This window comes from Pseudomonas sp. LBUM1651, from assembly GCF_059716135.1.
The window spans coordinates 1,648,611-1,674,859 of the sequence record NZ_CP166805.1; the positions used below are offsets into that span (position 1 = coordinate 1,648,611).

Sequence of the window (26,249 nt, forward strand, 5' to 3'; positions counted from 1 at the left end):
GTTGCCCATGACCAGCGCCGAGCTCGCCAAACCCAGTCGTAAGCAACGTGTGCGGACCTTGTGGATTTCCGATGTGCATCTGGGCACCCGGGATTGCCAGGCCGAGCACTTGTCGCAGTTTCTCAAGGGCTACCATGCGGACAAGATCTACCTGGTCGGCGACATCATCGATGGCTGGAAACTGCGCAGCGGCATGTATTGGCCTCAGGCGCACACCAACGTGATCCGTCGCCTGTTGACCATGAGCAAGCGCGGCACCGAGGTGATCTACGTCACCGGCAACCACGACGAATTCCTGCGCCGTTACTCGAAGCTGATTCTGGGCAATATTCAATTGGTGGACGAAGCGGTGCACGTGACCGCCGACGGCCGCCATTTGCTGGTGATCCATGGTGACCAGTTTGACGTGATCACCCGTTATCACCGCTGGCTGGCCTTTCTCGGCGACTCGGCCTACGAATTCACCCTGACCCTCAACCGTTGGCTCAACCACTGGCGTGCCCGTTATGGCTACGGTTACTGGTCGCTGTCGGCGTACCTCAAGCACAAGGTGAAAACCGCGGTCAGCTTCATCAGCGACTTCGAAGAAGCCATCGCCCACGAATGCGTCAAACGCGAATTGCACGGGGTGGTGTGCGGGCACATTCACCATGCCGAAATCCGCAAGGTTGGCGAAGTGGACTACCTCAATTGCGGGGACTGGGTGGAATCGTGCACGGCGCTGATCGAGCATTGGGATGGTTCGATCGAGTTGTACCGGTTGGCGGATGCTCAGGCGCGGGAGGCGGAGTTGAAGGCAATCAAAATCGCGGAACCGGCGTAGGGTGGTTTTTGTGGCGAGGGGGCTTGTCGGACCGCCGCACCGCCCCGTTCGGCGGCGAAGCCGTCGTAAACTACAAAACGCGGTAAGCCTGGAGAAACGCGGTGCATGGTTTTGGGGGCGCTTCGCACCCCAACGGGGGCAAGCCCCTCGCCACAATTTCAGGCCGACGCGTGCTCTTCCATCGCCGCCCTGTAAATCGAGTTCTTCGGCTGCGCAAACAACCGCTCCATCATCGGCTCGAAGAAACTCAGCGGCAGTGTCTCGTAAGCCGGATCAAACGCCGCCGCATCGTACTTCGCGCAGAATTCGATGGTCGCCTGATACTGCGGATGACCGCTGAACTGCTCGCGCAAATGCCGATCCATGCCCAAGTGATGGAAAAAGTAATACCCCTGGAAAATCCCGTGTTTCTCCACCATCCACAGATTCTCGGCGCTGACGAATGGCTTGAGGATCGCTGCCGCGATGTCCGGATGGTTGTAGGAGCCCAAGGTGTCGCCGATGTCGTGAAGCAGGGCGCACACCACGTACTCTTCGTCGCGGCCATCGCGCCAGGCACGGCTGGCGGTTTGCAGGGAATGGGTCAGACGATCCACCGGGAAGCCGCCAAAATCACCCTCCAGCAGTTTCAGGTGCGCCACAATCCGTGTCGGCAATTGTCTCGCATAGGCACTGAAGTCGGCGGCGATGATTGCCCAGTCTTCCTGCGTGCCGTCCTGCATGTGGGTGAAACGGGCATTGGCATTCATCGGCTATCCTCTTGTTCTTGTCGAAAGGGATTTTTTCAGTGTAGGACCTGTAACCATTAGCGCACTGGCTGCGCAGGACGCATTGCTGGCCCATCGGGCCTAGAACGGCACGCGGCCCAGAATCATATCGCGGTACATGACGAAATCGCCGAGCAGGCTGTAAAGCGGGTGTTGAAAAGTCGCAGGACGGTTCTTTTCAAAGAAGAAATGCCCGACCCAGGCGAAGCTGTAGCCGGCCAGCGGAACGGCCAGCAGCCATAACCAGGCCCCTTTGCCGATGGTCAGGGCCAGAATGAAAATAACCAGTGTCGTGCCGATGAAGTGCAATCGTCGGCAGGTACTGTTGCTGTGTTCACTCAGGTAATACGGGTAAAACTCGGCGAAGCTATTGAAACGCTTGATGTTTTCCACGACTGCGATCTCTGTGGTTATTGTTCTGACTGCAAGTTGTTCTGCGGGTAGCTTATTTGAGTCTAGAGTGATCATTGGCATCAGCCAGTGACAATGGGCGCCACTTTAGTATCCTTCGGAAATTGGCCGTAGCATGCGGCTCACCATGTAAGTAAACGCCATGAGCGAACGAACGACTTCTGCAAGCTGGGCGATGGGGATTGTCAAAGCACTGGAGATGGACGGCCTGGATTGCCGGGTTCTGTTCAAGCAGCTGGGGCTCGATTACGCGTCACTGGACGATCCGGATGCGCGCTTCCCGCAAGATTCCATGACGCGACTCTGGCAGCGTGCCGTCGAGCTGTCCGGCAACCCGGCGATCGGCCTGAACATGGGCAAGGTGGTGCGACCGGCTTCCTTCCATGTGGCGGGCTATGCCTTGATGTCTAGTCAGACCCTGGCCGAAGGCTTTCAACGGCTGGTGCGTTACCAGCGGATCATTGCCGAAAGTGCCGATCTGAGTTTCCGCCTGCTGGATGAGGGTTATGCGCTGATTCTGACGGTCCACGGCGACCACCTGCCGCCGACCCGACAAAGTGCCGAAGCGTCGCTGGCCTGTGCACTCGCGTTGTGCGGCTGGCTGACCGGGCGCACCCTGCAACCGCGCAAGGTGCTGGTGCAGGGTGAACAGCCCGCCGATCTTGAACCGTATAAACAAGCCTTCCATGCGCCGCTGGTGTTCAACGCGGCCTATGACGCGCTGATCTTCGAACGCGCCGACATGGAAGCGCCGTTGCCGACTGCCAACGAGGCCATGGCGCTGCTGCATGACCGGTTTGCCGGGGAATACCTGGCGCGGTTTTCCGAAAGCCGCGTGACCCACAAGGCACGTCAGGTGTTGTGCCGCTTGCTGCCCCAGGGCGAACCCAAGCGCGATACCGTGGCGCAGACGCTGCACCTGTCGCAACGGACGTTGCAGCGACGCTTGCAGGAAGAGGGTACGAGTTTTCAGACATTGCTCGATGACACCCGGCGCGAACTGGCCGAGCAATACCTCGCGCAGCCCACCATGACCCTGCTGGAAATTGCCTACCTGTTGGGGTTCGCTGATCCGAGCAACTTCTTCCGCGCATTCCGACGCTGGTTCGACGCCACCCCCGGCGAGTACCGGGTGCGGCTGATGGAAGCGCCGAATCGGGTCAGTGACGCCAGAACGCCGGAATACACAGAACAAACACAGTAATGATCTCCAGTCGGCCGAGCAGCATGCCGAATGAGAGAATCCATTTGGCGGCATCCGGCAGGGTGGCGAAGTTGCCCGCCGGGCCGATGGTCTCGCCGAGTCCCGGCCCGACGCCCGACACGGTACTGGCCGCGCCGGTCAGGGCGGTCATCCAGTCGACGCCGAGCAGCGACAGCAGCAAGGCGATCACGCAGATGGTGATGGCGAAGAAGAACGAGAACGTCAGGATCGAACGCACGATCTCTTCATCGAGGCGGTGGCCGTTGTACTTCTGCTTGATCACCGCGCGTGGGTGAATCAGCTGGTTAAGGTTGGCCTTGAGCAGGATATAGGCAACCTGGAAGCGGAAGATCTTGATCCCGCCCGCGGTCGATCCCGAGCAACCGCCGACAAACCCCAGATAAAAGAACAGCATCAGCGAGAAATTGCCCCAGAGGCTGTAGTCCCCGAGTGCGAAACCGGTGGTCGTCACCACCGACGTCACGTTCAGCGCCACATGCCGCAGCGCGTCCAGCCAATGCAGCTGGGTGGTCCACCAGTACCAGGTGGTGAGCACCAGCCATGTCACCAGCAACATGCCGAGCAAACCTTGAACCTGCTGATCCTTGATCAGGGCCCGGCGGTTACCGCGCAAGGTCGCCACGTACAGCGTGAAGGGCAGACTGCCGAGAATCATGATGACGATCGCCACCCAGTGCACTGCCGGTTGCGTCCACTTGGCCAGGGACTGGTCGGACGTGGAGAAACCACCGGTGGAAATCGCCGACATCGCATGGTTGATCGCGTCGAACGGGCTCATCCCGGCCCACCAGAACGCCAGGCTGCCGAAAATGGTGATGCCGACGTAGGCCGCTACGATCAACCGCGCCACCATGTGCGAACGGGGCATGACTTTTTCGGAACGGTCCGACGACTCGGTCTGAAACAGCCGCATGCCACCAATGCGCAGCAGTGGCAGAATCGCGACTGCCATGCCGATAAAGCCGATGCCGCCGATCCAGTGCAGCAACGAGCGCCACATCAGGATGCCGGGGGACATGGCGTCCAGGCCAGTGAGCACCGTCGAACCGGTGGCGGTGATGCCGGACATGCTTTCGAAGAACGAGTCGGTGTAGCTGATGTGCTGGGTCAACAGGAACGGCAGCGCGGCGAAGATGCACACCACCAGCCAGCTGCTGACGGTCAGCAGGTACATGTCTCGCGGACGCAGGTGCACGTGCTCGGGACGACCGGGAATGACCAGCGCGAGGCCGGCGACAAAGGTGATCATGCTGGCCCAGAGGAACGACGGCAGGTCGCCGGTGCGATCGAAAATCACCAGGGTGGCCATGGGCACGACCATGGCGATCGCCAGCGTGATCAGGAAGAGGCCGATGATGAAACCAATGAGACGTAAGGTCGGCAACGCCATGAAGTCCGCTCGGGCTGAAAGTAGGAAGGGCGCCATTCTACCCGTGGGGCAGGGCATGTAAACCGGCATCCCCGTGGCACTTGCAGCTAGAATAGCCAGACATTTTTTTCAGGAGGTGGCCGATGCAGGCTCTCGACGCTTTGCTCAACCGTGTTTCCGTTCCACGACTGGTCGACCCGGCCCCCACCGCCGAGCAGCGCGAAGTGCTGTTTGCCGCCGCGATGCGTGCGCCGGACCACGGCCATTTGCAGCCTTGGCGCTTCCTGACAGTCGAAGGCGCCGCGCGTGAGCAGATGGGCGAGTTGCTGGCCGAAGCCGCGAAACTGCAGGACAGCGACGTGTCCGAAGCCGCGCTGGACAAGGCGCGCAACGGCCCGCTGCGCGCACCGCTGGTGGTTGTGGTGATCGCACGCTTGCAGGATCACGTCAAATATCCGAAGTCCGAGCAACTGCTGGCGGCTGGATGCGCGGCGCACGGGATTTTGCTGGCAGCGTATGCACAGGGAATTGGTGCGGTATGGCGCACCGGTGAGCTGGCCTATTCGGCGCATCTGGCCAAAGGGTTGGGTTTGGCGGAAGGGGAAGAGGTGATTGCGTTTCTTTACCTCGGTACGCCGCAGAAAGAGCCGCGTGTTGCAGAAAAAGTAGACCTCACCGAGTTCGTCAGCGCCTGGCTGCCTTCGAAAGCCTGAAGATCAAAAGCTTCGCGGGCAAGCCTTGCTCCTACAGGTTGCGAAGTGTTCACGATACCGTGCACGACACATAACCCGTAGGAGCAAGGCTTGCCCGCGAAAGCGTCGGCACATTCAGCATCTCTGTTGAATGTTAAATCGTCTTCGCGAGCAAGCTTGCTGCCACAAGGTTTCAGGGTTGGACGATGATTCCCGGCACCAACGGCAATCCGAGGCTGGCGATAAAACCGCCATCCGGGTGATTGGCCAGCACCAGACTTCCGCCATGCCGCTCCGCCGCACGCCGCGCAATGGCCAATCCCAAACCATGCCCCGCCGCCGTCTGCCCCGGCGCCCGATAAAACGGCTCACCCAACTGGCTCAAATGCTCGGCATCCACGCCGGGCCCATGGTCGCGCACACTCACGACAATCCGATCACCCTGCCGCACCGCCTGCATTTCAATCGATCGCCCCACCGGGTTAAAACGCTGAGCGTTGCGCAGCAGGTTGTCCACGGCGCGCTCGATCATTGTCGGCCAGCCTTTCAGGTTCAATTGCGGTTCGGCGTCGAGGCGAACGGTCTGCTCCGGCGAACCCAATTGCGCATCCTTTTGCAGCGTGTTGAGCAGCGCATTCAGGTCGACGTCCTCAGCACTGGCGTTGTCGGCATCGACCCGCGCCAGTACCAGAATCTCGCTGATCAGCGCTTCGAGCCTGTCGCACTCGCGTGTCAGGCGCGGCGAGAGTTTTTCCCGCTCCTCGGGGCTGGCCCGTTCTGCCAGTGCCAGCGCAATGCGCAGTCGGGCGAGGGGCGAACGCAATTCGTGGGACACATCGCGCAGCAGTTGCCGCTGACTGCCGATCAGGCTCTGCAGGCGTGCGCCCATGCGGTTGAAATCGTTGGCCAGCACGCCGAACTCGTCGCGACGGTTGGCCAGTTTCACCAGGCTGTTTTGTTGGTATGTGGTTTGCCCCAGATCATGCACCGCGCCGCGCAAGCGGCTCAGTGGACGGGTGATGGACAGGGTCACGAACAGGCTGAACAGGGTCAGTACCACTAGTGCAATGCCCAACGCACTTAATGGCCAGAGCAGGCTTTCGCGGTGCCATGCGTCCAGTTCGGGATGCGGAATTCGGTAGATCAGCAGGTAGGTGTCGCCGGTTTTTGCGCTGGTGTACTCAGCCGTCAGACGACGCCAAGGCAGGCGCCGGTCATCGTTATTCTGCCGTGCTTCGAAGGCGGCCGCGCGGCGCGGAAAGGTGCCGCGAACGACCGGATCACCGCTCTCGTTGAGCACTTGAACGTTGATGTGATACTGGCGTTTGCGCTGTTCCAGAATGTCCTGGGCGGCTTCTTCGCCTTGTGCTTCGTAGGTCTGCGTCCACTGTTCGGCCAGGGTGTTGAGGCCCGGGTGACGGCTGAGAATCCATGCATCCTGGTTGAGCATGTGCCCGAGCAGAATGGAAAGCCCTGCAACCAGTGCGATGGCCAGCCAGAAGCTGGCCAGGATACGCCAGAACAATGAGCGCACAGAAAATCCTCAAACAAACACAAACCAGTGTGGGAGCGAGCCTGCTCGCGATAGCGTCAGCACATTCAGCATCAACGTGTCTGAAAGAACGCCATCGCGAGCAGGCTCGCTCCCACATGAAATTCAGTGGTGTCAGACCCAACGGTGTTCAGCCGTTGGGTCCGGGGTTAGCGCATTATTGCGCTTTTTGCGGTTGTTGCGCTTTCCACGCCTTGAACTCAGCCCATTCGGCACGGCGCTCAGCCTGTTTTTTCTGGATCTCGTCGAATTGCTTCTGTTGATCCGGTTTCAGCAGGGCGCGTACATCGGCTTCGGCTTTCTTGTGGTTGGCGGCCATTTCATCTTTCATGGCTTTCTGGTCGGCTGGCGAGAGTTTTTCCAGGTACTTGTCGACCACTTGCTTACGCTCGTGCATCTGCTCGCCCATGATCTTGCGGATCTGCTCGCGCTGTTCGCGGCTCAGGTCCAGTTGGCTGTACGGGCCTTTGCCGTGCATGCCGTGCATCTGACCGCCGTGGCGCGAGCCGTCCATCGGGCCACCCATCGGGCCGGCACCTTCAGGCATGGCCATGGCAACGGTCGGCAGGGCGGCAGCGAACATCAGAGCGATAAGAGTCTTGCGCATGGTGAATCTCCTTGTCTCGTTCCCGGTACGTTCCGGATGAGTTCAGATTACGGAGATCAAGGTCAGCGGCGGTCAGCGGAGCGTAAAGCTTGGGTAAAGACGATATCTCGCCGACCTGACAAACACCACGCCCCCTGTAGGAGCGAGCTTGCTCGCGATGGACGTTAACGATAATGCGTGCTGCCTGGATGAACGCGTTGTCCCGACGTTTTTCGCGAGCAAGCTCGCTCCTACAAGAGCCTCGCAGATGACGCATCAGAGGCTGTAGTAATAACCGCGGCTGCGCAGGGCGACGATACGTGGGCGGCCGTCGGGGTGGGGGCCGATCTTTTTGCGCAGGTTGCTGACGTGCATGTCCAGGCTGCGGTCGTATAGGGTCAGTTTGCGGCCGAGGGCAATTTGCGCCAGTTCCTGCTTGTCCAGTGGTTCGCCAGGCTGCTTGAGCAAGGCTTCGAGCAAGCGGCTTTCGGACACGGTGAGGGTGAATTCCTGTTCATCGATGCTGACCACGCCGCGCACGGGGCTGAAACACAGGTCGCCCAGTTCGAGCTGGCTGGACACTGCCGCCGGATGACTGCGGCGCAAGACGGCACGCAGGCGGGCAGTCAGTTCTCGTGGGTCGCACGGTTTGGCCAGGTAATCGTCGGCACCCAGTTCCAGGCCGAGGATGCGGTCCAGCGGCTCGCCACGAGCCGAGAGCATCAGCACCGGCAAGTCCGGGTGATCGCTGCGCAATTGCTTGAGCAGTTCAAGACCGCTGCCGTCCGGCAGCATCACGTCCAGCACCACGGCGGCCGGGGACGTTTCGGCCAGCGCGCGGCGGGCGCTCTGGCCATCGTGGCAGGCACGAACCTGGAAGCCTTCCTGGCTCAGCCAACTGACCAGCAGCTCACACAGCTCCTGATCATCATCAATTAATAACAGCTCGCTCATGACTCACTCAATTTAGCCATTGTCGACGTTTTCGACTTGCACCACTGGCGAAGATACCGCAGAGCAGGGCCAATAGCGCTACTCCCGCGCCGATCACGAACCATTGCTGCTGGTCTGTGAGAAAACGCGGCAGCGGACTGCTGGCCTGGGCTTCCTTGAGTTGCAGCTTCAGACGCTGGTTCTCCTGGCGCAACCGGCTCAGTTGAGCGCTTTCGCGTTCGGCATCGGCATTTTGCAGTTGTTTGCTCAACTCTTCCCGTTGCTGTTCGCTTGCCTTCAAGCGTTGCTGCAACTCGGTGATCTGGCTGCCGGCGCTCAAGGACAGCGGCGTTGCGCTTTCTTCACCGTGGGCAGGCGCCACGATCGACAACGTGACCAACATCAGACACAACGGACCTTTGCGCATCGGAGCTCCTGATTCCAATCGATTATTGGGCAGGTTGTCGGCAGGCAAACGAGAATAATGAGCGATTGAGAGCGCGATGAACCAAGAAGGTTCATCGCGTGGGGGATAGTGCCCTGTTTCGTCAATACGTTCTTCTTTTGACGAGTGGCGGTTGTCGTCAGGCAAGGCGCCGCGACGAGTCATAGCCCGCTATGGCGAGGAGCGGCAACGCAGCATGACGGCAACCGACGCCGTCAAAAAAGAACAGTATTGGCGAGACAGGGCACTAAGGCAGGACTTGCTTGAACGGCTTGACCGAAACGTTGGCGTAGACGCCTGCGGCGATGTACGGGTCAGCGTCGGCCCAGGCCTGTGCGGCGCTCAGGGAATCGAATTCGGCGACGATCAGGCTGCCGGTGAAACCCGCAGCGCCCGGATCATTGCTGTCGACCGCCGGGTGCGGGCCGGCCAATACGATACGACCTTCGCCCTTGAGCACTTGCAGGCGCTCCAGGTGTGCAGGCCGTGCGGCCAGGCGGGCTTCCAGGGATTTGGCGACGTCTGTGGCAATGATTGCGTAAAGCATGTCAGTCCTCGGTTTTTGGCGTGGTGGTATCGGCGTCGTGCAGGTGGCGGGACAGGTAAATGCCCTGGGCGACCAGGAACAGCAACGTCATGCCCAGGCTACCGAAGACCTTGAAGTCGACCCAGTATTCCTGGAACGTGAACGCGACGAACAGGTTGGCGGCACCGCAAAACAGGAAGAACGCGATCCAGGCGATGTTCAGGCGCGTCCAGACCAGGTCCGGCAGGGTCAGCGCGTGGCCCATGATGCGCTTGATCAGCAGTTGGTCACCGATGAAGTGGCTGCCGATGAACGCCAGCGCAAACAGCCAGTTGACCACCGGCGCTTTCCATTTCAGGAAGGTCTCGCTGTGGAATGCCAGGGTCAGGCTGCCGAAGACCAGGCAGGCGATGAGGGTCAGCCACTGGCTCTTTTCCAGCTTGCGCTGCTTGATGAAGAGTGTGCCGTAGACGACCAGGGAGCTGATGATCAGCATCGCGGTGGCGCTGTAGATGCCCCCGACAGTCAGTTGATGACCGCCAATGTCAACGACCCGTGGGTCGATCTTGAAAACAATGAAAAACAGCAGGAGCGGGATGAAATCGATGAATTGTTTCACAGTGGCAGCCAGAAGCAGGATGTGGCGGCATAATAACAAACATATGGGCGCGCGATAGCGCCAGCTGATTTGAGGTTACACATCCCCGTGAATGTCGATTTGCACTGCCATAGCACCGCCTCCGATGGCGCTCTCGCGCCTGCTGTCCTGGTGACGCGTGCGTACGAGAAAGGCGTGCGAGTCCTGGCCTTGACCGATCACGACACCCTCGAAGGCCTCGACGAGGCCCGCAGCGCGGCAACGGCGCTGGGGATGCAACTGGTCAATGGCGTCGAATTATCCTGCACCTGGGGTGGCGCGACCATCCACGTGTTGGGCTACGGATTTGATGTGAATGCAACGCCGTTGGTCGAAGCCATCGCCAAATTGCATGATGGCCGCTGGCTACGTTCCGAAGAAATAAGCCGCAAGCTGGCGTTGAAGGGCATGCCGGGCGCGCTGGAAGGTGCTCGGGCCATTCAGCAGGAACTGGGCGACAGCGGCAACGCGCCGGCCCGTCCGCACTTCGCCGACTGGATGGTGCGCGAAGGTTTCGTCAAGGATCGCGCCGAAGCGTTCCGCAAATGGCTGGGTGCCGGCAAGCTGGGGGACGTCAAGCAACACTGGCCGACCCTGGAGGAAACGGTCGAAACCCTGCGTGCGGCGAAAGCCTGGGTGAGCCTGGCGCACCCTTGGCACTACGAATTCACTCGCAGCAAGCGTCGCCGCCTGATTGCCGACTATATTCAAGCCGGGGGCCACGCTATTGAAGTGGTCAATGGCCATCAGCCCGCTGAGCAAGTGGGCAGCCTGGCGATTCTTGCCCGCGAGTTCGGTCTGCTGGTCAGCGCCGGCAGTGATTTTCATGGCCCTGGAGGCTGGTCCGAGATCGGTGAATACCGCCCGCTCCCGGAGGATCTGCCACCACTGTGGTGTCGATTCAAACATGACCCAAATATTGCCGCCGTCTGAACAGGTAGAGAATGTGAGTCAATTTTTCCAGATTCATCCGGAAAACCCGCAAGCGCGCCTGATCAAACAGGCTGTCGAGATCATCCGCAGCGGCGGGGTGGTGATTTATCCCACAGACTCGTCCTACGCCATTGGTTGCCAGATCGGCGACAAGAATGCCGTGGAGCGCGTGCGCCGATTGCGCCAACTGGATGAGAAGCACAACTTCGCACTGATTTGCAGCGACCTGTCGCAACTGGGGCTGTTTGCCAAGATCGACACCGGCACCTTCCGCCTGCTCAAGGCGCACTTGCCGGGGCCTTACACCTTCATTCTCAACGCCACCCGCGAAGTCCCGCGGCTGTTGTTGCACCCGAAAAAACGCACCATCGGCCTGCGCGTGCCCAGCCACCCGATTGCCCTGGCGCTGCTGGAAGAACTGGGTGAGCCGCTGATGAGCGTGACGCTGATCATGCCCGGCGACACCGATCCGCTGACCGATCCGTATGAAATGCGCCAGTTGCTCGAGCATCAGGTCGACCTGATCATCGACGGCGGTTTCGGCGGCATCAAGGCGTCCACCGTGATCAACCTCGCCGACGGCGAGCCGGAAGTGATCCGCGTCGGTTGCGGCGACCCGACGCCGTTCATGGCCGAGGCGTAGATGTCTGCAGTAGAACCCGTTGTCGACAGTCAGGCCGGTGCCCAGCAAGAGCTGCCCTTCGCCATGGTTTATGGCCAGGCGGTTCTGGAAATGCCGCTGGACCTGTACATTCCGCCGGATGCGCTCGAGGTGTTTCTCGAAGCTTTCGAAGGCCCGCTCGACCTGCTGCTGTACCTGATCCGCAAACAGAACATCAACATCCTCGACATTCCGGTGGCGGAAATCACCCGCCAGTACATGGGTTATGTGGAGTTGATGCAGTCGGTGCGCCTGGAACTGGCCGCCGAGTATCTGGTAATGGCCGCGATGCTGGCCGAGATCAAGTCGCGGATGCTGTTGCCCCGCGCCGAAACCATCGAAGACGAAGAAGACGACCCGCGCGCCGAACTGATCCGCCGCTTGCAGGAATACGAGCGCTTCAAGGCGGCCGCCGAAGGCATCGATGGCCTGAGCCGCGTCGGCCGAGACGTGGTGGTGCCCAAGCTCGACGCCCCGGAAGCCCGGGCGCGCAAGCTGTTGCCGGACGTGAGCCTGGAAGAGTTGCTGATGTCCATGGCCGAGGTCCTGCGCCGTGGCGACATGTTCGAAAGTCACCAGGTCAGCCGCGAGGCGCTGTCCACCCGCGAGCGCATGAGTGACGTGCTGGAACGGCTCAAGGGCGGCAGTTTCGTGCCGTTTGTCGAGCTGTTCACGGCCGAAGAAGGGCGCCTGGGTGTCGTGGTGACCTTTATGGCGATCCTCGAACTGGTCAAGGAATCTTTGGTCGAGCTGGTGCAGAATGAGCCGTTCGCGGCGATCCACGTGCGAGCGCGAGCCGAATAACGAGTTGAATCATGAACCTGACTGAACCCCGCGAGCTGGCGCCACTGCTTGAAGCCTTTCTGTTGGCCTCGGGAAAACCGCAATCGCTTGAACGCCTGTTCGAACTCTTCGAAGAGGGCGAGCGCCCCGAGCCACCAGTCTTCAAGAAAGCCCTGACGATTCTCGCCAAGTCCTGCGACGGTCGTGCCTTCGAGCTGAAGGAAGTCGCTTCCGGTTATCGCCTGCAGATCCGCGAAAAGTTCTCGCCGTGGGTAGGACGTTTGTGGGAAGAACGCCCGCAGCGTTATTCCCGCGCCATGCTCGAAACCATGGCGCTGATCGCCTATCGCCAGCCGATCACCCGGGGCGAGATCGAAGACGTGCGTGGGGTGGCGGTCAACAGTCACATCGTCAAGACGTTGCTGGAACGGGAGTGGATTCGCATCGTCGGTTACCGCGACGTACCCGGTAAGCCAGCGATGTTTGCGACGACCAAGGCCTTTCTCGATCACTTCAACCTGAAAAACCTCGACGATTTACCGCCGCTCGCCGAACTGCGCGAGCTGGAGCCCGATCCGGTGCTCGACTTCGACGACGCGCCGGTGCCGGCCGGATTGCAAGAACTGGCGGATGCCAGCGCCGAGCCGGAGGAGCCGAAGGAAGAAACCAGTTTCCATACGCTGTTGCTGGAATTGGACACGATGGAGGAGGGGCTGAAGACCGACTTTGATGACATTTTGCGCGATAGTGCGGTGACCGGGACCGAAGAGGTTTTGGAGTTGCCGGAGCCTGAGATTGAAGCTGAACTTCCGGTTGAGCCAGAAGCCACAGTCGAAGAAGAGCTTGAGGATGACGTGCTTGGCGTCGCCGAGGCGCGCGAGAAACTTTTGGCCGCTGTCGCCGCTCTGGAGCAACACAAACCCGAGCCCGAATTGACCGACGAAGAAGCCGAAGCCAAGGCACTCGCCGAAGCGATCGAGGCCGAACGCCGCGAATTCGAGGACTGACCCCCAACCCTGCGGGCACCGATTAACCCTGTAGGAGCAGAGCTTGCTCGCGAAAGCGGTGGTCCAGGCACCCATGACGTTGACTGTTACGCCCTCTTCGCGAGCAAGCTCTGCTCCTACAGGGTTTTGTGTTGACTGGAGTATTTGATGAGCTCAACCAAAGACCCCTGCATCAGCCTCTGCAAGTTCACCGACGACATCTGCCTCGGCTGCGGCCGCAGCAAGCGCGAGATCAAGGCCTGGAAGAAACTCGACAAGGTCGACAAGCGTACAGTCCTCGCCGAAGCGGCCCTCCGCCTGATCAAACTCGGCGCCACCGGTCGGCGGAAATCCCGGTAACTGGCCATTCATCAGCTAGTCTCTGATGCGCGAACGCTCCCATGAGCGTATGATTCGCGACCCTTTGGCGATCCCTTCGTCCGAGAACCAGCTTTCAACTCTTCAGGACCCTCACTTCAGAGCAGCCTGAACAGACCACACCGGGAGGTGCCCAGATGAGTATCAACGACCAGAAAGACGACCAGGAAATCGGCCCAGCAGGCGAAAAACTGCAGAAAGTCCTCGCCCGTATCGGCGTCGGCTCGCGCCGTGACGTAGAAGCCTGGATCAGCCACGGCCGCATCAAGGTCAATGGCAAAGACGCCACCCTTGGCCTGCGCGTCGACCTGCATGACGCCATCACCATCGATGGCAAGGTGATCAAGCGCGAAGAAGCCGCCGAGTCGGTACGCCGCGTGATCATGTACAACAAGCCCGACGGTGAAATCTGCACCCGTGACGACCCTGAAGGCCGTCCGACCGTGTTCGACAAGATGCCGCGCCCGAAAGAAGGTCGCTGGATCAACATCGGTCGTCTGGACATCAACACCACCGGTTTGCTGATGTTCACCACCGACGGTGAGCTGGCTAACCGCCTGATGCACCCGTCCTACGAAATGGACCGTGAATACGCGGTACGGGTACGTGGCGAAGTCGATGACGAAATGATCGAGCGCCTGAAAGCTGGTGTCGTCCTCGAAGACGGCCCGGCCAAGTTCACCGACATCAAGCAGGCGCCAGGTGGCGAAGGTTTCAACCACTGGTACCACTGCGTGGTAATGGAAGGTCGTAACCGTGAGGTTCGTCGCCTATGGGAATCCCAGGGCCTGGTGGTCAGCCGCCTGAAGCGCGTGCGTTTCGGTCCGGTGTTCCTCAACTCCGACCTGCCGATGGGCCGCTGGCGCGAAATGAGCCAGTACGAAGTCGACATTCTGAGTGCTGAAGTGGGCTTGACTCCGGTGGCCATGCCGCAGATGAACGCCAAGAGCAAAGACAAGCTTGATCGGATGCAGCGTAAATCGTCGCGTCCGATGGGCAAGACCGAGCGTGTGCGCACTTTGCGTCCGGCCGCTGGTGCTCCGGCAGCAGGGCGTGAATCCCGTGAGCCGCAGATCGAAGGCGAGCGTCCGTCGCGCAAGCCGGTTGCTCCGCGTGCCGATGGCGAGCGCGGTCCGCGCACGCCACGTCCGGCCAACGGTCGCACCGAGCGTGGCGAAGGCCGCGGTGCACCAAGCGGTGGTCGCAGTGATCGTGGTGCCCCTGCTGGTCGTGGAGAGTCGGGGCGCGGTACGCCAGTGGCCGATCGTCCATCCGACACCAAGCGCCCGGCCAAACCGGCGCCGAAGAAACGCCCGGGTATCGTCCTGGTCGACAAGGATACGCCATCGGGCAAGCGCCGCGGTGCGCCGGCTGGTTCCGGCCAGCGTCCGGGCTTTGGTCGTCGCAAGCCTGAGTAATCGGTAAGCGGTAAATGAAAACGCCAACCTCCGGGTTGGCGTTTTTTTTTGGTCTGGCTTTGGCGAGGTGGTGGTTGAACGGACGCTATCGCGAGCAGGCTCGCTCCCACATTGGATCGCATTTGTCCGAAAACGCTCGGTTCCCTGTGGGAGCGAGCCTGCTCGCGATAGCGTCATTAGCAGCACCGTGGCGCCCGAAATGGAAAACCATCGTTACGCTCCGTAACGAAAATCTGACGAAATCCGCTGATCGGTCGCGTGAAACAGTCATTGCCTGAACGCTGTAAGAAAATACTTACGCCCACTACCTTCCCAGGACGGTTTCCAGCGCTCTGGCCCGCTTGTTTCATCGTCTCATGCAAGGTGTCATGCGCCCCATGCCTGTCGTGCAGGTGCATAACAAAAAGGAGGCGCAATGAACGCCGTGATTCATCTCCATCTCTTCCCGTGGGGCGGTTTTTCCATCGTCCACGCCCAGGACCCGCAAAGGTCTGACTCATTCTTTGCAGCCGCCCGAGACCCTCGAGGCGGACACAGGCAATCCCGGCAACCGACACGCTGATCCAGCGGGTCTGGCAGCAGGGGGTTAGCGGTGTACAATGCGCCGCGTTTTACCTGTGACCTCCTGCGCAGCTGCGCAAACCTCAAGGCTACCCGCCTTGTTCACTCCGCCGCGTCACGAGCGTGTCGGGTTCGATTTCGTCACAGATAAAAACAACAGGTGACGCATGACCGTTGTAAATACGCTGAACTCCTGGTGCCTGCGCTGGGGTTTGATCGGCGCTGCTTAAAGTTGCAACCGAGCAGCAACGTCTACTGAACATCATCAAACCTTGCGTGAGACCCTTTTCATGAGTGGACAAACCTCGCATTCAGGCGAGCTGAAACGCGGCCTGAAGAATCGTCATATTCAACTGATCGCCCTCGGTGGCGCGATTGGTACCGGCCTGTTCCTCGGCTCGGCCGGTGTACTGAAATCCGCTGGCCCGTCGATGATCCTCGGCTACGCCATCTGCGGCTTCATTGCCTTCATGATCATGCGCCAGCTCGGCGAAATGATTGTCGAAGAGCCCGTAGCCGGTTCCTTCAGCCACTTTGCGCACAAGTACTGGGGTGGTTTCGCCGGTTTTCTGTCGGGCTGGAACTGCTGGATTCTGTACATTCTGGTGGGCATGTCGGAGCTGACTGCGGTCGGCAAATACATCCATTACTGGGCACCGGAGATCCCGACCTGGGTCTCGGCAGCCGGCTTCTTCGTGCTGATCAACCTGATCAACCTGGCCAACGTCAAAGTCTTCGGTGAAGCCGAGTTCTGGTTCGCGATCATCAAGGTCGTGGCGATCGTCGGCATGATTGCTCTGGGCAGCTACCTGCTGGTCAGCGGGCACGGCGGCCCGGAAGCGTCGGTGACCAACCTGTGGTCCCACGGCGGTTTCTTCCCGAATGGCGTCAGCGGTCTGGTGATGGCCATGGCGATCATCATGTTCAGTTTCGGTGGCCTGGAAATGCTTGGTTTCACCGCGGCTGAGGCGGACAAGCCGAAGACCGTGATCCCGAAAGCGATCAATCAGGTGATCTACCGGATTCTGATTTTCTACATCGGTGCGCTGGTCATTCTGCTGTCGCTGACGCCATGGGACAGCCTGCTGGCGACCCTGAACGCGTCCGGTGATTCCTACAGCGGCAGCCCGTTCGTGCAAGTGTTCTCGATGCTCGGTAGCAACACCGCGGCGCACATCCTCAACTTCGTGGTCCTGACCGCGGCGCTGTCGGTGTACAACAGCGGCACCTATTGCAACAGCCGCATGCTGCTGGGCATGGCCGAGCAGGGCGATGCGCCGAAAGCCCTGGCGAAGATCGACAAGCGCGGCGTGCCGGTACGTTCGATCCTGGCGTCGGCTGCTGTGACGTTGATCGCCGTGCTGCTGAACTACCTGATCCCGCAAAATGCGCTGGAACTGTTGATGTCGCTGGTGGTGGCCACCCTGGTGATCAACTGGGCGATGATCAGCTATTCGCACTTCAAGTTCCGCCAGCACATGAACAAAACCAAGCAGACGCCGCTGTTCAAGGCCCTTTGGTACCCGTACGGGAACTACATCTGCCTGGCGTTCGTGGTGTTCATCCTCGGCGTGATGCTGTTGATTCCGGGCATCCAGATCTCGGTGTATGCGATTCCGGTGTGGGTTGCGTTCATGTGGGTTTGCTACGGCATCAAGAACAAGCGCAGTGCGCAGCAGTTGTTGCAGGCGGCGAGCGCGAAGTAAGCGCAGCCAGCAGAAACAACAAACCCGGCCATGTGCCGGGTTTGTTGTATTCAGGATTCATGCAAAACCCTGTGGGAGCGAGCCTCTGTGGCGAGGGGATAAATCCCCTCGCCACAGAGGCTCGCTTCCGCAGTTGATCTTCGGCGTGCCGAATACCTCATTCGCGGTATCCTGACCTCCCTGAACCCGGACGTTTTTCCATGCTGGTGATTTCCAACAACGTGCATCTGCCGGATGCCGAGATCGAGTTGACGGCCATTCGCGCCCAGGGCGCCGGTGGGCAGAACGTCAACAAGGTCTCCAGCGCCGTGCACCTGCGCTTCGACATTCCGGCCTCGTCCTTGCCCGAGTTCTATAAGGAGCGGCTGCTGGCGTTGCGGGACAGTCGCATCACCAGCGAAGGGGTGTTGATCATCAAGGCCCAGCAGTACCGGACGCAGGAAGCCAATCGCGCCGATGCGCTGGAGCGGCTGACCGAGTTGATCCTCAGCGCCACCAAGGTCGAAAAGAAACGTCGTCCGACCAAACCGACCCTCGGCTCGAAAAAGCGTCGACTCGAATCCAAGACCAAGCGCGGCAGCATCAAGGCCGGGCGCGGCAAAGTGGATTTCTAGCGAGCGTCTCTTTCTTCACGGTATTTCGGCGCCTGCCGGAACAAGTAAACGCTCAGTGCCAAACCGCTCAGAGCGGCGAGGGCGGCAAACAGGAAGATCGAAGCAAAACCAAAGCCCGCCGCAATCGCACCCGCCAACGGCCCGGTAATCCCCAGCGACAAATCGATGAACAGTGAATACGCCCCGACCGCCGCACCACGGCTCGACGCTGGCACCAGATTGACCGCTTCCACACCCAGCGCCGGGAACACCAGCGAGAAGCCGAAGCCGCTCAACGCTGCACCGGCCAATGCCCAGTGAGCATCCGGCGCCAGCCAAAGCAGCAACAGTCCGAGGGTTTCCACCGACAGACAGGCAATCGCCACTCGAAAGCCGCCGAGACGGTTGATCAGGTTACCGAACAGCAGTCGCGCGCCGATGAAGCTGGCGCCGAACAGGCTCAGGCACAACACCGCGTTGTCCCAGTGTTGCGTGGCGTAATACAGCGTGATGAAGGTCGCGATGGTGCCGAAACCGATGGAGCCCAGCGCCAGACCGCAACCATGCGGCAGCACCCGGCCCAGCACATGCATGAACGGCAAACGTTCACCGACCACAATGGGCGCGGCGGTCTTCGGCCAGGCCAGCGCCAGGCCCAGCACGGCCAGCAACACGATGCTGACGCCCATGCTCCACAAACCCAACTGGCTCACCAAAAACACACCCAGCGGTGCGCCGACGGCCAGGGCGCCATAACTGGCGATGCCGTTCCAGGAGATGACTTTTGCCGTGTTCGCCGCACCGACCCGGCCGATGCCCCAGCCAATCGAACCGGAACCCACCAGGCTTTCCGCGCTGCCAAGCACCAGACGACCGATCAGCAGGCTGATCAGACTCAACATCGGCAGACTTTGCGTCCAGGCCGAAACCAGCATGAACACACCGCTCAAACCGCAACCGGCAAGGCCATACATCACCGCCAGTTTGCTGCCCTTGTTATCGATGATTTTCCCGGCGTAAGGACGGCTGAGCAGAGTGGCCAGGTATTGCACGCTGATCACCAGCCCGGCGATCACCGCGCCGAAGCCGAGTTCGCTGTGGACGTAGCCCGGCAACACGGCCAGGGGAATGCCGATATTGAGGTAGCCGATAAAGGTAAAGAGAACGATGGAAACGACTTGCAGCGTGACCGCCAGGGGGCGCTGGTTTTCAGACATGGGTAAAGGTCCACGGGAAAGCAGGATAGATAGGCTGCTTATGATAGCGGCGCGAGAGGCCGCGGGTGTGGAAAAGTAAAACTATTTGCCGGGCGGGGGTGTTTCAGGGCTTGGCGGGAGCGAGCAGGTGCGTGGTGACCAGGGCGGCCAGGGCATTTTCTTCGGTGCCGAATCGGGCGAGTAACGCGGCTTGTTTCTCGGGGGAAAGGCGATTCCAGATCTCGATCATTTTCTCGGCGGTGCCGATCAGAACGCTGGCCTGGGTCTCACTGAAGTCATCGGTCATAGTGTGCAACTCAAGGGTTCAGGCGGTGTGGAAAGCGCATGTTAGCGCTTTCCACACGGTCTGGCATTGCGGGTGTTTCAGTCTTCGCTGTCGGCCTGGCGGCGTTTAGTGGCTTCTTTCGGCTCGGGCTGTTGGGCGCCGGCTTGCTGCGGGGTTGTCTGCTCAGTTTCGTGCAGGCTTGGGAAGGGGAGATTAGGGATCTCGTGCATGTTTCGCGCTCCTCGCAAAGTCTGTTGATAGATCTGGTAGATCCGCGCTTTTAAAAAAAGCCTGGGAAGGATACAGCAGCAGAAATGACAAATAGACTTTTATATCCATTTGTTGCGACGGATGGGATTGTCTAGACAGGTCTACAGGAGCAGCGCATGCCCACTGTGGCGAGGGGGCTTGCCCCCGTTCGGTCGCGAAGCGGCCGCCGTTTTACCCGACAGTCATCGGCAGCCGCATGTGGGGCTGCTGCGCAGCCCAACGGGGGCATGCCCCCTCGCCACAAGGGAGCCCGCCATTGCGATTATTTGCAGACGTCGGCGATGGCTTGTGCCAGTAGATCCAGGCGCGTCGCATCAATCCCCGCCACATTCGCCCGTCCAGTGCCGACCATGTAAACGCTGTGGTGATCACGCAGCTGTTTGACCTGATCCGGCGTCAAACCAGTGTAGGAAAACATCCCGCGTTGCACGCCGATGTGCGCAAAGCGCTCGCGCAAGCCATGAGGCTCAAGGGCTTCAACCAGACCGCTGCGCAGTTGCGCGATACGCAAGCGCATGGCTTCCACTTCGTCGGCCCAGAGACTTTTCAGCTCCGGATCGCCAAGGATCGTCGCCACTACAGCGGCACCGTGATCCGGCGGCGTCGACCACAGGTTGCGGGCTATGTTGGCCAGTTGGCTGCGAATATCCACCAGTTTCTCAGCGGTCTTCGCACAGACAATCAGCGCCCCCGTGCGGTCCCGGTATAGACCGAAGTTCTTCGAGCAGGAACTGGTGATCAGCACTTCCGGCAACGCGTCAGCGAACAATCGGGTCGACCAGGCATCCTGTTCCAACCCATCGCCAAAGCCCTGATAGGCGAAGTCGATCAGCGGCACCAGATCGCGATTGCGCACCACGTCCAGCACGCGACGCCAGTCGTCATGAGACAGATCGAACCCGGTCGGGTTGTGGCAGCAGGCGTGCAACAAAACCACATCGCCCTTCGGCGCTTCATTGAGCGCCGCCAGCATCGCTTCAACATCGAGGCGGTTATCGCTGCCGACATAAGGGTAATGATTAACCTTGACCCCGGCCGTGGCGAAAATGGTTTCGTGAATCGGCCAGGTCGGGTTGCTCAGCCACACGCCGCGCCCCGGCAGACACTGGGCGATGAAGTCCGCGCTCAAGCGCAACGCACCGGTGCCGCCTGGCGTCTGGGTGACGCCGGCCCGTTGTTCGGCGATCAACGCAGAATCGGCGCCGAGCACCAGCTCATTGATAACTTTGCCGAACGCTGGTTCGCCGTGACCACCGATGTAGGTTTTGGTGGTCTGACGATCCACCAGGCGCTGCTCGGCGAGCTTCACGGCCTGGGGAATCGGCGTCAGGCCAAAGGCATCTTTATAGACGCCCACGCCAAGGTCGAATTTGCGCGGGTTGGGGTCCTGAGCATAGGCCTCCATCAGGCCGAGAATCGGGTCGCCGGGCACCCGGCCGATGGCGTCGAAATGCATTATTTGCGGCCCTCGGCGTCCTTGGCCACTTCGTCAGTGCGCGCGGCCATGATGAAATCGTTGCGGTGCAGGCCCTTGATGGAGTGGCTCCACCAGGTCACGGTGACTTTGCCCCATTCGGTCAGCAGGCCCGGGTGGTGACCTTCGGCCTCGGAAATTTCCCCGACCGCGTTGGTGAACGCCAGGGCGTGCTTGAAGTTCTTGAACAGGAAAACCTTTTCCAGCTGCATGATGCTGTCGCGAACTTCGATGTTCCAGTCAGGGATCTGCTTGATCAGGATCGGCAGTTCTTCGTCGCTGACCTGAGGGGCGTCGGCACGGCAGGCTTCGCAATGGGCTTGGTTCAATGTGGACATGATGTGTTCCTGAAATCGAATGATTGGAAATCGGCCGTCAGTGTCACCACGCTAAACCAAAGCGTTGGTTCCTGACAGGCTCACTTGATTCTAAAAGCTACGGATCACGCGGCTTTTGGTTTGGGCGGAAATTTCGGTGCGTGCAAGCCCAGCTGCATGCCTTGCTTGACCATGCCCATGATGTCTTCGTGGGCAAGATCGAACAGACGCTTGAGGTTCGGCAGGACAAAGTACAGCGGTTGCAGGATGTCGATGCGATACGGCGTACGCATGCATTCCAGTGGATCGAACGGCTGATGCTCAGGTTCGTCCGACAGGCAGTAAACGGTTTCTTTCGGCGAGGAGAGAATGCCGCCGCCATAGATGCGTTGGCCTTGCGGGGTATCGACCAGGCCGAACTCGATGGTCATCCAGTACAGACGCGCCAGGTACACGCGTTCTTCCTTGGAAGCCTGTAGGCCGAGTTTGCCGTAGGTGTGGGTGAATTCAGCGAACCAGGGGTTGGTCAGCAGCGGACAGTGGCCAAAGATCTCGTGGAAAATGTCCGGCTCTTGCAGGTAATCCAGCTCTTCGCGGGTACGAATAAACGTTGCTACCGGGAACTGCTTGTTCGCCAGCAATTCGAAAAAGGTCTGGAAAGGAATCAGTGCGGGGACCCGGGCAACTTGCCAGCCGGTGGTTTCACCGAGCACCTTGTTGATTTCACCGAGTTGCGGAATGCGGTCGTGGGGCAGACCGAGTTTTTCGATACCGTCCAGGTATTCCTGGCACGCACGCCCTTCGATCACTTTCAGTTGGCGAGTGATCAGCGTGTTCCACACCGCGTGTTCTTCGGCGGGGTAGTCGATAAAACCTTGCGCATCGGGCTCGCGAGCCACGTATTGCGTCTGCTTCATGCTGCTCTCCTGCTAGGGGATTTCGTTCTTGTTATGTCCTGCTATGGACCTAGAAATACCTCAGGAATTGCGATGTTGCAGCACGTGAAAGCCGTGGCACGTAGGAAAATTCGTCGTTTTTCGTAAAGTTTTCGTTACGTAAAAGCGGGTATGGCGCAGCGCTTGAGATTTTCGGGTTTGAAAAGGCTCACATGTGTCACATAATCTTGACGACTAAGTTGGCCCCTGCGCAGAAAAATCCTCGCAAGGGACCTCGATCACTCCAGATTCGGGCCTTTATATGCGTATCAAAGTCCACTGCCAGAACCGCATCGGCATCCTGCGCGACATTCTCAACTTGCTGGTCGAGTACGGGATCAACGTTGCTCGCGGCGAGGTCGGTGGTGAACATGGCAACGCGATCTACCTGCATTGTCCGAACCTGATCAACATTCAGTTCCAGGCGCTGCGTCCGAAATTCGAATCGATTGCCGGTGTCTTTGGCGTCAAGCGTGTAGGGCTGATGCCCAGCGAGCGTCGGCACATGGAGCTCAATGCCTTGCTCGGCGCCCTGGAGTTTCCGGTGTTGTCGATCGACATGGGCGGTTCGATCGTCGCGGCCAACCGTGCGGCGGCGCAGTTGCTTGGGGTGCGTGTCGATGAGGTGCCGGGGATTCCGTTGTCGCGTTACGCCGAGGACTTCGATTTGCCGGAGCTGGTGCGTGCCAGCAAGTCGCGGATCAACGGGCTGCGGGTCAAGGTCAAAGGCGACGTGTTTCTGGCCGACATCGCGCCGCTGCAATCGGAGCATGACGACAGCGAGGCCATGGCCGGCGCGGTGCTGACGCTGCATCGTGCCGATCGGGTAGGGGAGCGCATTTACAACGTACGCAAACAGGAATTGCGCGGGTTCGACAGCATCTTCCAGAGTTCGAAAGTGATGGCCGCCGTGGTGCGTGAAGCCCGACGCATGGCGCCGCTCGATGCGCCGCTATTGATAGAAGGCGAAACCGGCACCGGTAAAGAGTTGTTGGCGCGAGCCTGTCACCTGGCCAGTCCCCGCGGGCAGTCGCCGTTGATGGCGCTCAATTGTGCCGGTCTGCCGGAGTCGATGGCCGAGACCGAACTGTTCGGCTACGGTCCCGGTGCATTCGAAGGGGCAAGGGCCGAGGGCAAGCTCGGGCTGCTGGAGCTGACGGCGGGGGGGACGCTGTTCCTCGATGGTGTGGGGGAAATGAGCCCGCGCTTGCAGGTGAAATTGCTGCGCTTCCTGCAGGATGGTTGCTTCCGTCGCGTAGGCAGTGATGAAGAGGTTTATCTGGATGTGCGAGTGATCTGCGCGACGCAGGTTGATCTATCGGAATTGTGTGCCCGGGGTGAGTTCCGCCAGGATTTGTATCACCGCTTGAACGTGCTTTCGCTGCACATCCCGCCACTGCGCGAATGCCTGGATGGCTTGACGCCGCTGGTGGAGCACTTCCTCGATCAGGCCAGCCGGCAGATCGGTTGCCCGTTGCCGAAACTGGCGCCGGCGGCCATGGAGCGGCTCAGTCATTATCATTGGCCGGGCAATGTCCGGCAGCTGGAAAACGTGCTGTTCCAGGCGGTTTCGTTGTGCGAGGGCGGGACGGTCAAGGCCGAACACATTCGCCTGCCAGACTACGGCGTGCGTCAGCCACTTGGCGATTTCTCCCTCGAAGGCGGGCTGGATGCGATTGTCGGGCGTTTTGAAAAAGCGGTGCTGGAGCGTTTGTATTCCGAGCATCCGAGCAGTCGCCAGTTGGGCAAGCGGTTGGGGGTTTCGCACACGACCATTGCTAATAAGTTACGTGAGTATGAGGTTGGCAAAGAACCCGGCTAGACCACTTTTGTGGCGAGGGAGCTTGCTCCCGCTCGGGCGCGAAGCGGCCGCAAAGCCATCCTGCGCGATCCGCCTGTAATAATGCGGTTGGCCATTCTGGGGCTGCTTCGCAGCCCAGCGGGAGCAAGCTCCCTCGCCACAGGTGATGGGTTGACCTCCAAGGCTGGCTGTTGCCGCGAAGCGGCATAACACCGCCGGTTTTTCGTCTTCGACACAATCCCCCCATTCCCCTCTGAACCCCTCAAGTCCTTTGTTTGCCGGGCCCCGCGCCGCCAGAAAAAAGTTGGTCTGCAAATTGCTTATGGCTCAGCAGTACAGCGGTGGGCGGCAAACGTCCGGCATGCAGAGGAAAGAGTGTGGACAAGTACCTTTATGTGGCAATGACCGGCGCCAGCCAGAATGCACTGGCGCAGAAGGCTCATGCGAACAACCTGGCGAACATCTCCACCAACGGTTTTCAGAAAGACCTGGAGCAGGCTCGTTCGATGCCGGTGTTCGGTGACAGCTTTCCGGCGCGCGCGTTTGCCATGTCCGAACGTCCGGCCACCGACTTCTCTCCAGGCGCGATGGTGGAAACCGGTCGTGACCTCGATGTCGCTGTGACTGGCAACGGCTGGATTGCGGTACAGAACCCTGATGGTGGCGAAAGCTACGTGCGTACCGGCAGCCTGAACGTTGACGGCCTCGGCGTGCTGCGGGCCGGCAACGGTATGCCGGTGTTGGGCAATGGCGGACCGATTGCCGTGCCGCCCGAGCAGCAAATCGAAATTGGCGAGGACGGCACCATCAGCATTCGTGCGATGGGCGAAGGTCCTCGCGTGATGGCGGAAGTCGACCGCATCAAGCTGGTCAACCCGGACTTCAAGAACATGACCAAAGGCCTGGACGGCTCGATCCACACCAAGGACGGCAAGCTCGCGCAAGCCGATGCCGACGTCAAACTGGTGTCCGGTTTCCTAGAGTCGAGCAACGTCAATGCCGTGGAAGAGATGACCTCGGTACTGGCGCTGGCCAAACAGTTCGAACTGCACATCAAGATGATGAACACCGCCAAAGACGACGACCAGGCCATGGCTCGGGTCTTGCAGATCAGCTAATTATCAGAACGTCGCGCCGTAAAACAGGCGCACGAGGAGAATCGAATGCTTCCGGCTCTATGGGTTGCCAAAACAGGTCTGTCCGCCCAGGACACCAACCTGACCACCATTTCCAACAACCTGGCCAACGTGTCGACCACGGGTTTCAAGCGTGACCGTGCCGAGTTCCAGGACTTGCTGTACCAGATCAAGCGCCAGCCAGGCGCTCAGTCGACCCAGGACAGCGAATTGCCGTCGGGTCTGCAACTGGGTACCGGTGTGCGTATTGTCGGCACCCAGAAAAACTTCTCCGCCGGCAGTCTGCAAACCACCGAGCAGCCGCTGGACATGGCCATCGACGGTCGTGGGTTCTTCCAGATTCTGCAGCCGGACGGCACCACGTCCTACACCCGTGACGGTACGTTCCACCTGGACTCCACCGGCCAGATCGTCAACGCCAGCGGCTTCGCCCTGGAACCGGCCATTGTCATTCCGAACAACGCCCAGACCTTCACGGTCGGTCGCGATGGCACCGTGTCCATTACCGTTGCCGGCAACCCGGCTGCCCAGGTGATCGGCAACCTGCAAACCGCCGATTTCATCAACCCGGCCGGCCTGCAAGCGGTGGGTAACAACCTGTTCCTGGAAACCGCTGCCAGCGGCGCGCCGCAAGTCGGTACGCCGGGCCTGGCCGGTTTCGGCACCACGCTGCAGAACACCCTGGAAACCTCCAACGTCAGCACCGTTGAGGAGATGGTCAACATGATCACCACTCAGCGCGCCTACGAGATGAACTCCAAGGTGATCTCCACCGCCGACCAGATGCTCTCGTTCGTAACGCAGAATCTGTAATCAAGTCTATGAGGCGGCCTTGAGGTCGCCTGCAAC

The 26,249-nt window shown here is 60.1% G+C and carries 29 protein-coding genes; 14 read left to right on the plus strand and 15 right to left on the minus strand.

What is annotated here, in order from left to right; genetic code table 11:
• The first annotated feature begins 7 nt into the window (after positions 1-7).
• Complete coding sequence (locus tag ACA066_RS07590) at positions 8-823, plus strand: UDP-2,3-diacylglucosamine diphosphatase (protein WP_084320514.1); 816 nt, start codon at positions 8-10, stop codon at positions 821-823.
• A 158-nt stretch (positions 824-981) separates the two neighbouring features.
• Here ACA066_RS07590 and ACA066_RS07595 read toward each other — a convergent pair whose 3' ends face one another.
• Both ACA066_RS07595 and ACA066_RS07600 read right to left on the minus strand, forming a co-directional pair.
• Positions 982-1,572 carry an HD domain-containing protein gene (locus ACA066_RS07595; RefSeq protein WP_497698724.1) on the minus strand — a complete coding sequence of 197 codons (591 nt, stop codon included), beginning with the start codon at positions 1,570-1,572 and terminating at the stop codon, positions 982-984.
• Between the two features lie 99 nt (positions 1,573-1,671).
• Complete coding sequence (locus ACA066_RS07600; protein WP_497698725.1) at positions 1,672-1,983, minus strand: Mpo1-like protein; 312 nt, start codon at positions 1,981-1,983, stop codon at positions 1,672-1,674.
• Positions 1,984-2,143: 160 nt separating this feature from the next.
• Between ACA066_RS07600 and ACA066_RS07605 the strand changes: the two genes are divergently transcribed.
• Complete coding sequence (locus ACA066_RS07605) at positions 2,144-3,205, plus strand: AraC family transcriptional regulator (protein ID WP_497698726.1); 1,062 nt, start codon at positions 2,144-2,146, stop codon at positions 3,203-3,205.
• On the opposite strand, the gene ACA066_RS07610 is transcribed toward ACA066_RS07605, so the two are convergent.
• Positions 3,162-4,616, minus strand: a complete 1,455-nt coding sequence (locus ACA066_RS07610; protein WP_497698727.1) for a TrkH family potassium uptake protein — start codon at positions 4,614-4,616, stop codon at positions 3,162-3,164. The two genes, ACA066_RS07605 and ACA066_RS07610, sit on opposite strands and share 44 nt — an antisense overlap.
• 122 nt (positions 4,617-4,738) lie before the next feature.
• On the opposite strand from ACA066_RS07610, the gene ACA066_RS07615 reads away from it, so the two are divergent.
• Positions 4,739-5,308 carry an NAD(P)H nitroreductase gene (locus ACA066_RS07615; protein ID WP_497698728.1) on the plus strand — a complete coding sequence of 190 codons (570 nt, stop codon included), beginning with the start codon at positions 4,739-4,741 and terminating at the stop codon, positions 5,306-5,308.
• Between the two features lie 172 nt (positions 5,309-5,480).
• Here ACA066_RS07615 and ACA066_RS07620 read toward each other — a convergent pair whose 3' ends face one another.
• The 6 genes from ACA066_RS07620 to ACA066_RS07645 form a co-directional block, all read right to left on the minus strand.
• On the minus strand, positions 5,481-6,821 hold the full coding sequence (locus ACA066_RS07620) for a sensor histidine kinase (RefSeq protein ID WP_497698729.1): 1,341 nt from the start codon (positions 6,819-6,821) through the stop codon (positions 5,481-5,483).
• 175 nt (positions 6,822-6,996) lie between these two features.
• The gene (locus ACA066_RS07625) at positions 6,997-7,446 is read right to left on the minus strand and encodes an LTXXQ domain-containing protein (RefSeq protein WP_017337134.1); all 450 of its coding nucleotides are present in this window, start codon (positions 7,444-7,446) and stop codon (positions 6,997-6,999) included.
• A 255-nt stretch (positions 7,447-7,701) separates the two neighbouring features.
• The gene (locus tag ACA066_RS07630; protein WP_150637657.1) at positions 7,702-8,379 is read right to left on the minus strand and encodes a response regulator transcription factor; all 678 of its coding nucleotides are present in this window, start codon (positions 8,377-8,379) and stop codon (positions 7,702-7,704) included.
• Positions 8,380-8,386: 7 nt separating this feature from the next.
• Positions 8,387-8,785, minus strand: coding sequence for an SH3 domain-containing protein (locus ACA066_RS07635; RefSeq protein WP_462007043.1), 399 nt, complete (start codon positions 8,783-8,785; stop codon positions 8,387-8,389).
• A gap of 265 nt (positions 8,786-9,050) precedes the next feature.
• The gene (locus ACA066_RS07640; RefSeq protein ID WP_497698730.1) at positions 9,051-9,350 is read right to left on the minus strand and encodes a YciI family protein; all 300 of its coding nucleotides are present in this window, start codon (positions 9,348-9,350) and stop codon (positions 9,051-9,053) included.
• A gap of 1 nt (position 9,351) precedes the next feature.
• Positions 9,352-9,948 carry a septation protein A gene (locus ACA066_RS07645; RefSeq protein ID WP_084320524.1) on the minus strand — a complete coding sequence of 199 codons (597 nt, stop codon included), beginning with the start codon at positions 9,946-9,948 and terminating at the stop codon, positions 9,352-9,354.
• A gap of 87 nt (positions 9,949-10,035) precedes the next feature.
• On the opposite strand from ACA066_RS07645, the gene ACA066_RS07650 reads away from it, so the two are divergent.
• The 8 genes from ACA066_RS07650 to arfB all read left to right on the plus strand — a co-directional run bounded on the left by ACA066_RS07650 (position 10,036) and on the right by arfB (position 18,006).
• Positions 10,036-10,899 carry a PHP domain-containing protein gene (locus ACA066_RS07650; RefSeq protein ID WP_497698731.1) on the plus strand — a complete coding sequence of 288 codons (864 nt, stop codon included), beginning with the start codon at positions 10,036-10,038 and terminating at the stop codon, positions 10,897-10,899.
• A gap of 13 nt (positions 10,900-10,912) precedes the next feature.
• Positions 10,913-11,542 carry an L-threonylcarbamoyladenylate synthase gene (locus ACA066_RS07655; protein ID WP_090473963.1) on the plus strand — a complete coding sequence of 210 codons (630 nt, stop codon included), beginning with the start codon at positions 10,913-10,915 and terminating at the stop codon, positions 11,540-11,542.
• Positions 11,543-12,364, plus strand: coding sequence for a segregation and condensation protein A (locus ACA066_RS07660; RefSeq protein ID WP_497698732.1), 822 nt, complete (start codon positions 11,543-11,545; stop codon positions 12,362-12,364).
• Between the two features lie 11 nt (positions 12,365-12,375).
• Complete coding sequence (gene scpB / locus ACA066_RS07665) at positions 12,376-13,350, plus strand: SMC-Scp complex subunit ScpB (protein WP_497698733.1); 975 nt, start codon at positions 12,376-12,378, stop codon at positions 13,348-13,350.
• A gap of 147 nt (positions 13,351-13,497) precedes the next feature.
• Positions 13,498-13,689 (plus strand): DUF1289 domain-containing protein, encoded by a 192-nt coding sequence (locus ACA066_RS07670; protein WP_497698734.1) that lies wholly within the window; start codon positions 13,498-13,500, stop codon positions 13,687-13,689.
• Positions 13,690-13,844: 155 nt separating this feature from the next.
• Positions 13,845-15,125, plus strand: coding sequence for a 23S rRNA pseudouridine(2605) synthase RluB (gene rluB, locus ACA066_RS07675; protein WP_497698735.1), 1,281 nt, complete (start codon positions 13,845-13,847; stop codon positions 15,123-15,125).
• 851 nt (positions 15,126-15,976) lie between these two features.
• Complete coding sequence (locus ACA066_RS07680; RefSeq protein ID WP_497698736.1) at positions 15,977-17,392, plus strand: amino acid permease; 1,416 nt, start codon at positions 15,977-15,979, stop codon at positions 17,390-17,392.
• Between the two features lie 200 nt (positions 17,393-17,592).
• Entirely contained in the window at positions 17,593-18,006 is a 414-nt protein-coding gene (arfB, locus tag ACA066_RS07685) for an alternative ribosome rescue aminoacyl-tRNA hydrolase ArfB (RefSeq protein WP_008010994.1), read from the plus strand.
• On the opposite strand, the gene ACA066_RS07690 is transcribed toward arfB, so the two are convergent.
• The 6 genes from ACA066_RS07690 to phhA form a co-directional block, all read right to left on the minus strand.
• Complete coding sequence (locus tag ACA066_RS07690) at positions 18,003-19,202, minus strand: MFS transporter (RefSeq protein ID WP_497698737.1); 1,200 nt, start codon at positions 19,200-19,202, stop codon at positions 18,003-18,005. The two genes, arfB and ACA066_RS07690, sit on opposite strands and share 4 nt — an antisense overlap.
• Positions 19,203-19,305: 103 nt before the next feature.
• Positions 19,306-19,488 (minus strand): hypothetical protein, encoded by a 183-nt coding sequence (locus tag ACA066_RS07695; protein ID WP_497698738.1) that lies wholly within the window; start codon positions 19,486-19,488, stop codon positions 19,306-19,308.
• A 77-nt stretch (positions 19,489-19,565) separates the two neighbouring features.
• Entirely contained in the window at positions 19,566-19,697 is a 132-nt protein-coding gene (locus ACA066_RS07700) for a hypothetical protein (protein ID WP_497698739.1), read from the minus strand.
• Positions 19,698-19,999: 302 nt separating this feature from the next.
• Positions 20,000-21,193, minus strand: a complete 1,194-nt coding sequence (locus tag ACA066_RS07705; RefSeq protein ID WP_497698740.1) for an amino acid aminotransferase — start codon at positions 21,191-21,193, stop codon at positions 20,000-20,002.
• The gene (locus tag ACA066_RS07710; protein WP_007975310.1) at positions 21,193-21,549 is read right to left on the minus strand and encodes a 4a-hydroxytetrahydrobiopterin dehydratase; all 357 of its coding nucleotides are present in this window, start codon (positions 21,547-21,549) and stop codon (positions 21,193-21,195) included. The genes ACA066_RS07705 and ACA066_RS07710 overlap by 1 nt, the downstream gene beginning before the upstream one ends.
• Before the next feature lie 104 nt (positions 21,550-21,653).
• The gene (phhA, locus tag ACA066_RS07715; RefSeq protein WP_017337152.1) at positions 21,654-22,445 is read right to left on the minus strand and encodes a phenylalanine 4-monooxygenase; all 792 of its coding nucleotides are present in this window, start codon (positions 22,443-22,445) and stop codon (positions 21,654-21,656) included.
• Positions 22,446-22,725: 280 nt separating this feature from the next.
• Here phhA and ACA066_RS07720 point away from each other — a divergent pair, with 280 nt between their 5' ends.
• The 3 genes from ACA066_RS07720 (at position 22,726) to flgG (ending at position 26,213) form a co-directional block, all read left to right on the plus strand.
• Positions 22,726-24,285 carry a sigma-54-dependent transcriptional regulator gene (locus ACA066_RS07720; protein WP_497698741.1) on the plus strand — a complete coding sequence of 520 codons (1,560 nt, stop codon included), beginning with the start codon at positions 22,726-22,728 and terminating at the stop codon, positions 24,283-24,285.
• A 356-nt stretch (positions 24,286-24,641) separates the two neighbouring features.
• Positions 24,642-25,382, plus strand: coding sequence for a flagellar basal body rod protein FlgF (locus ACA066_RS07725; RefSeq protein WP_497698742.1), 741 nt, complete (start codon positions 24,642-24,644; stop codon positions 25,380-25,382).
• Positions 25,383-25,427: 45 nt separating this feature from the next.
• Complete coding sequence (gene flgG / locus ACA066_RS07730) at positions 25,428-26,213, plus strand: flagellar basal-body rod protein FlgG (RefSeq protein ID WP_497698743.1); 786 nt, start codon at positions 25,428-25,430, stop codon at positions 26,211-26,213.
• The last annotated feature ends 36 nt before the right edge of the window (positions 26,214-26,249 follow it).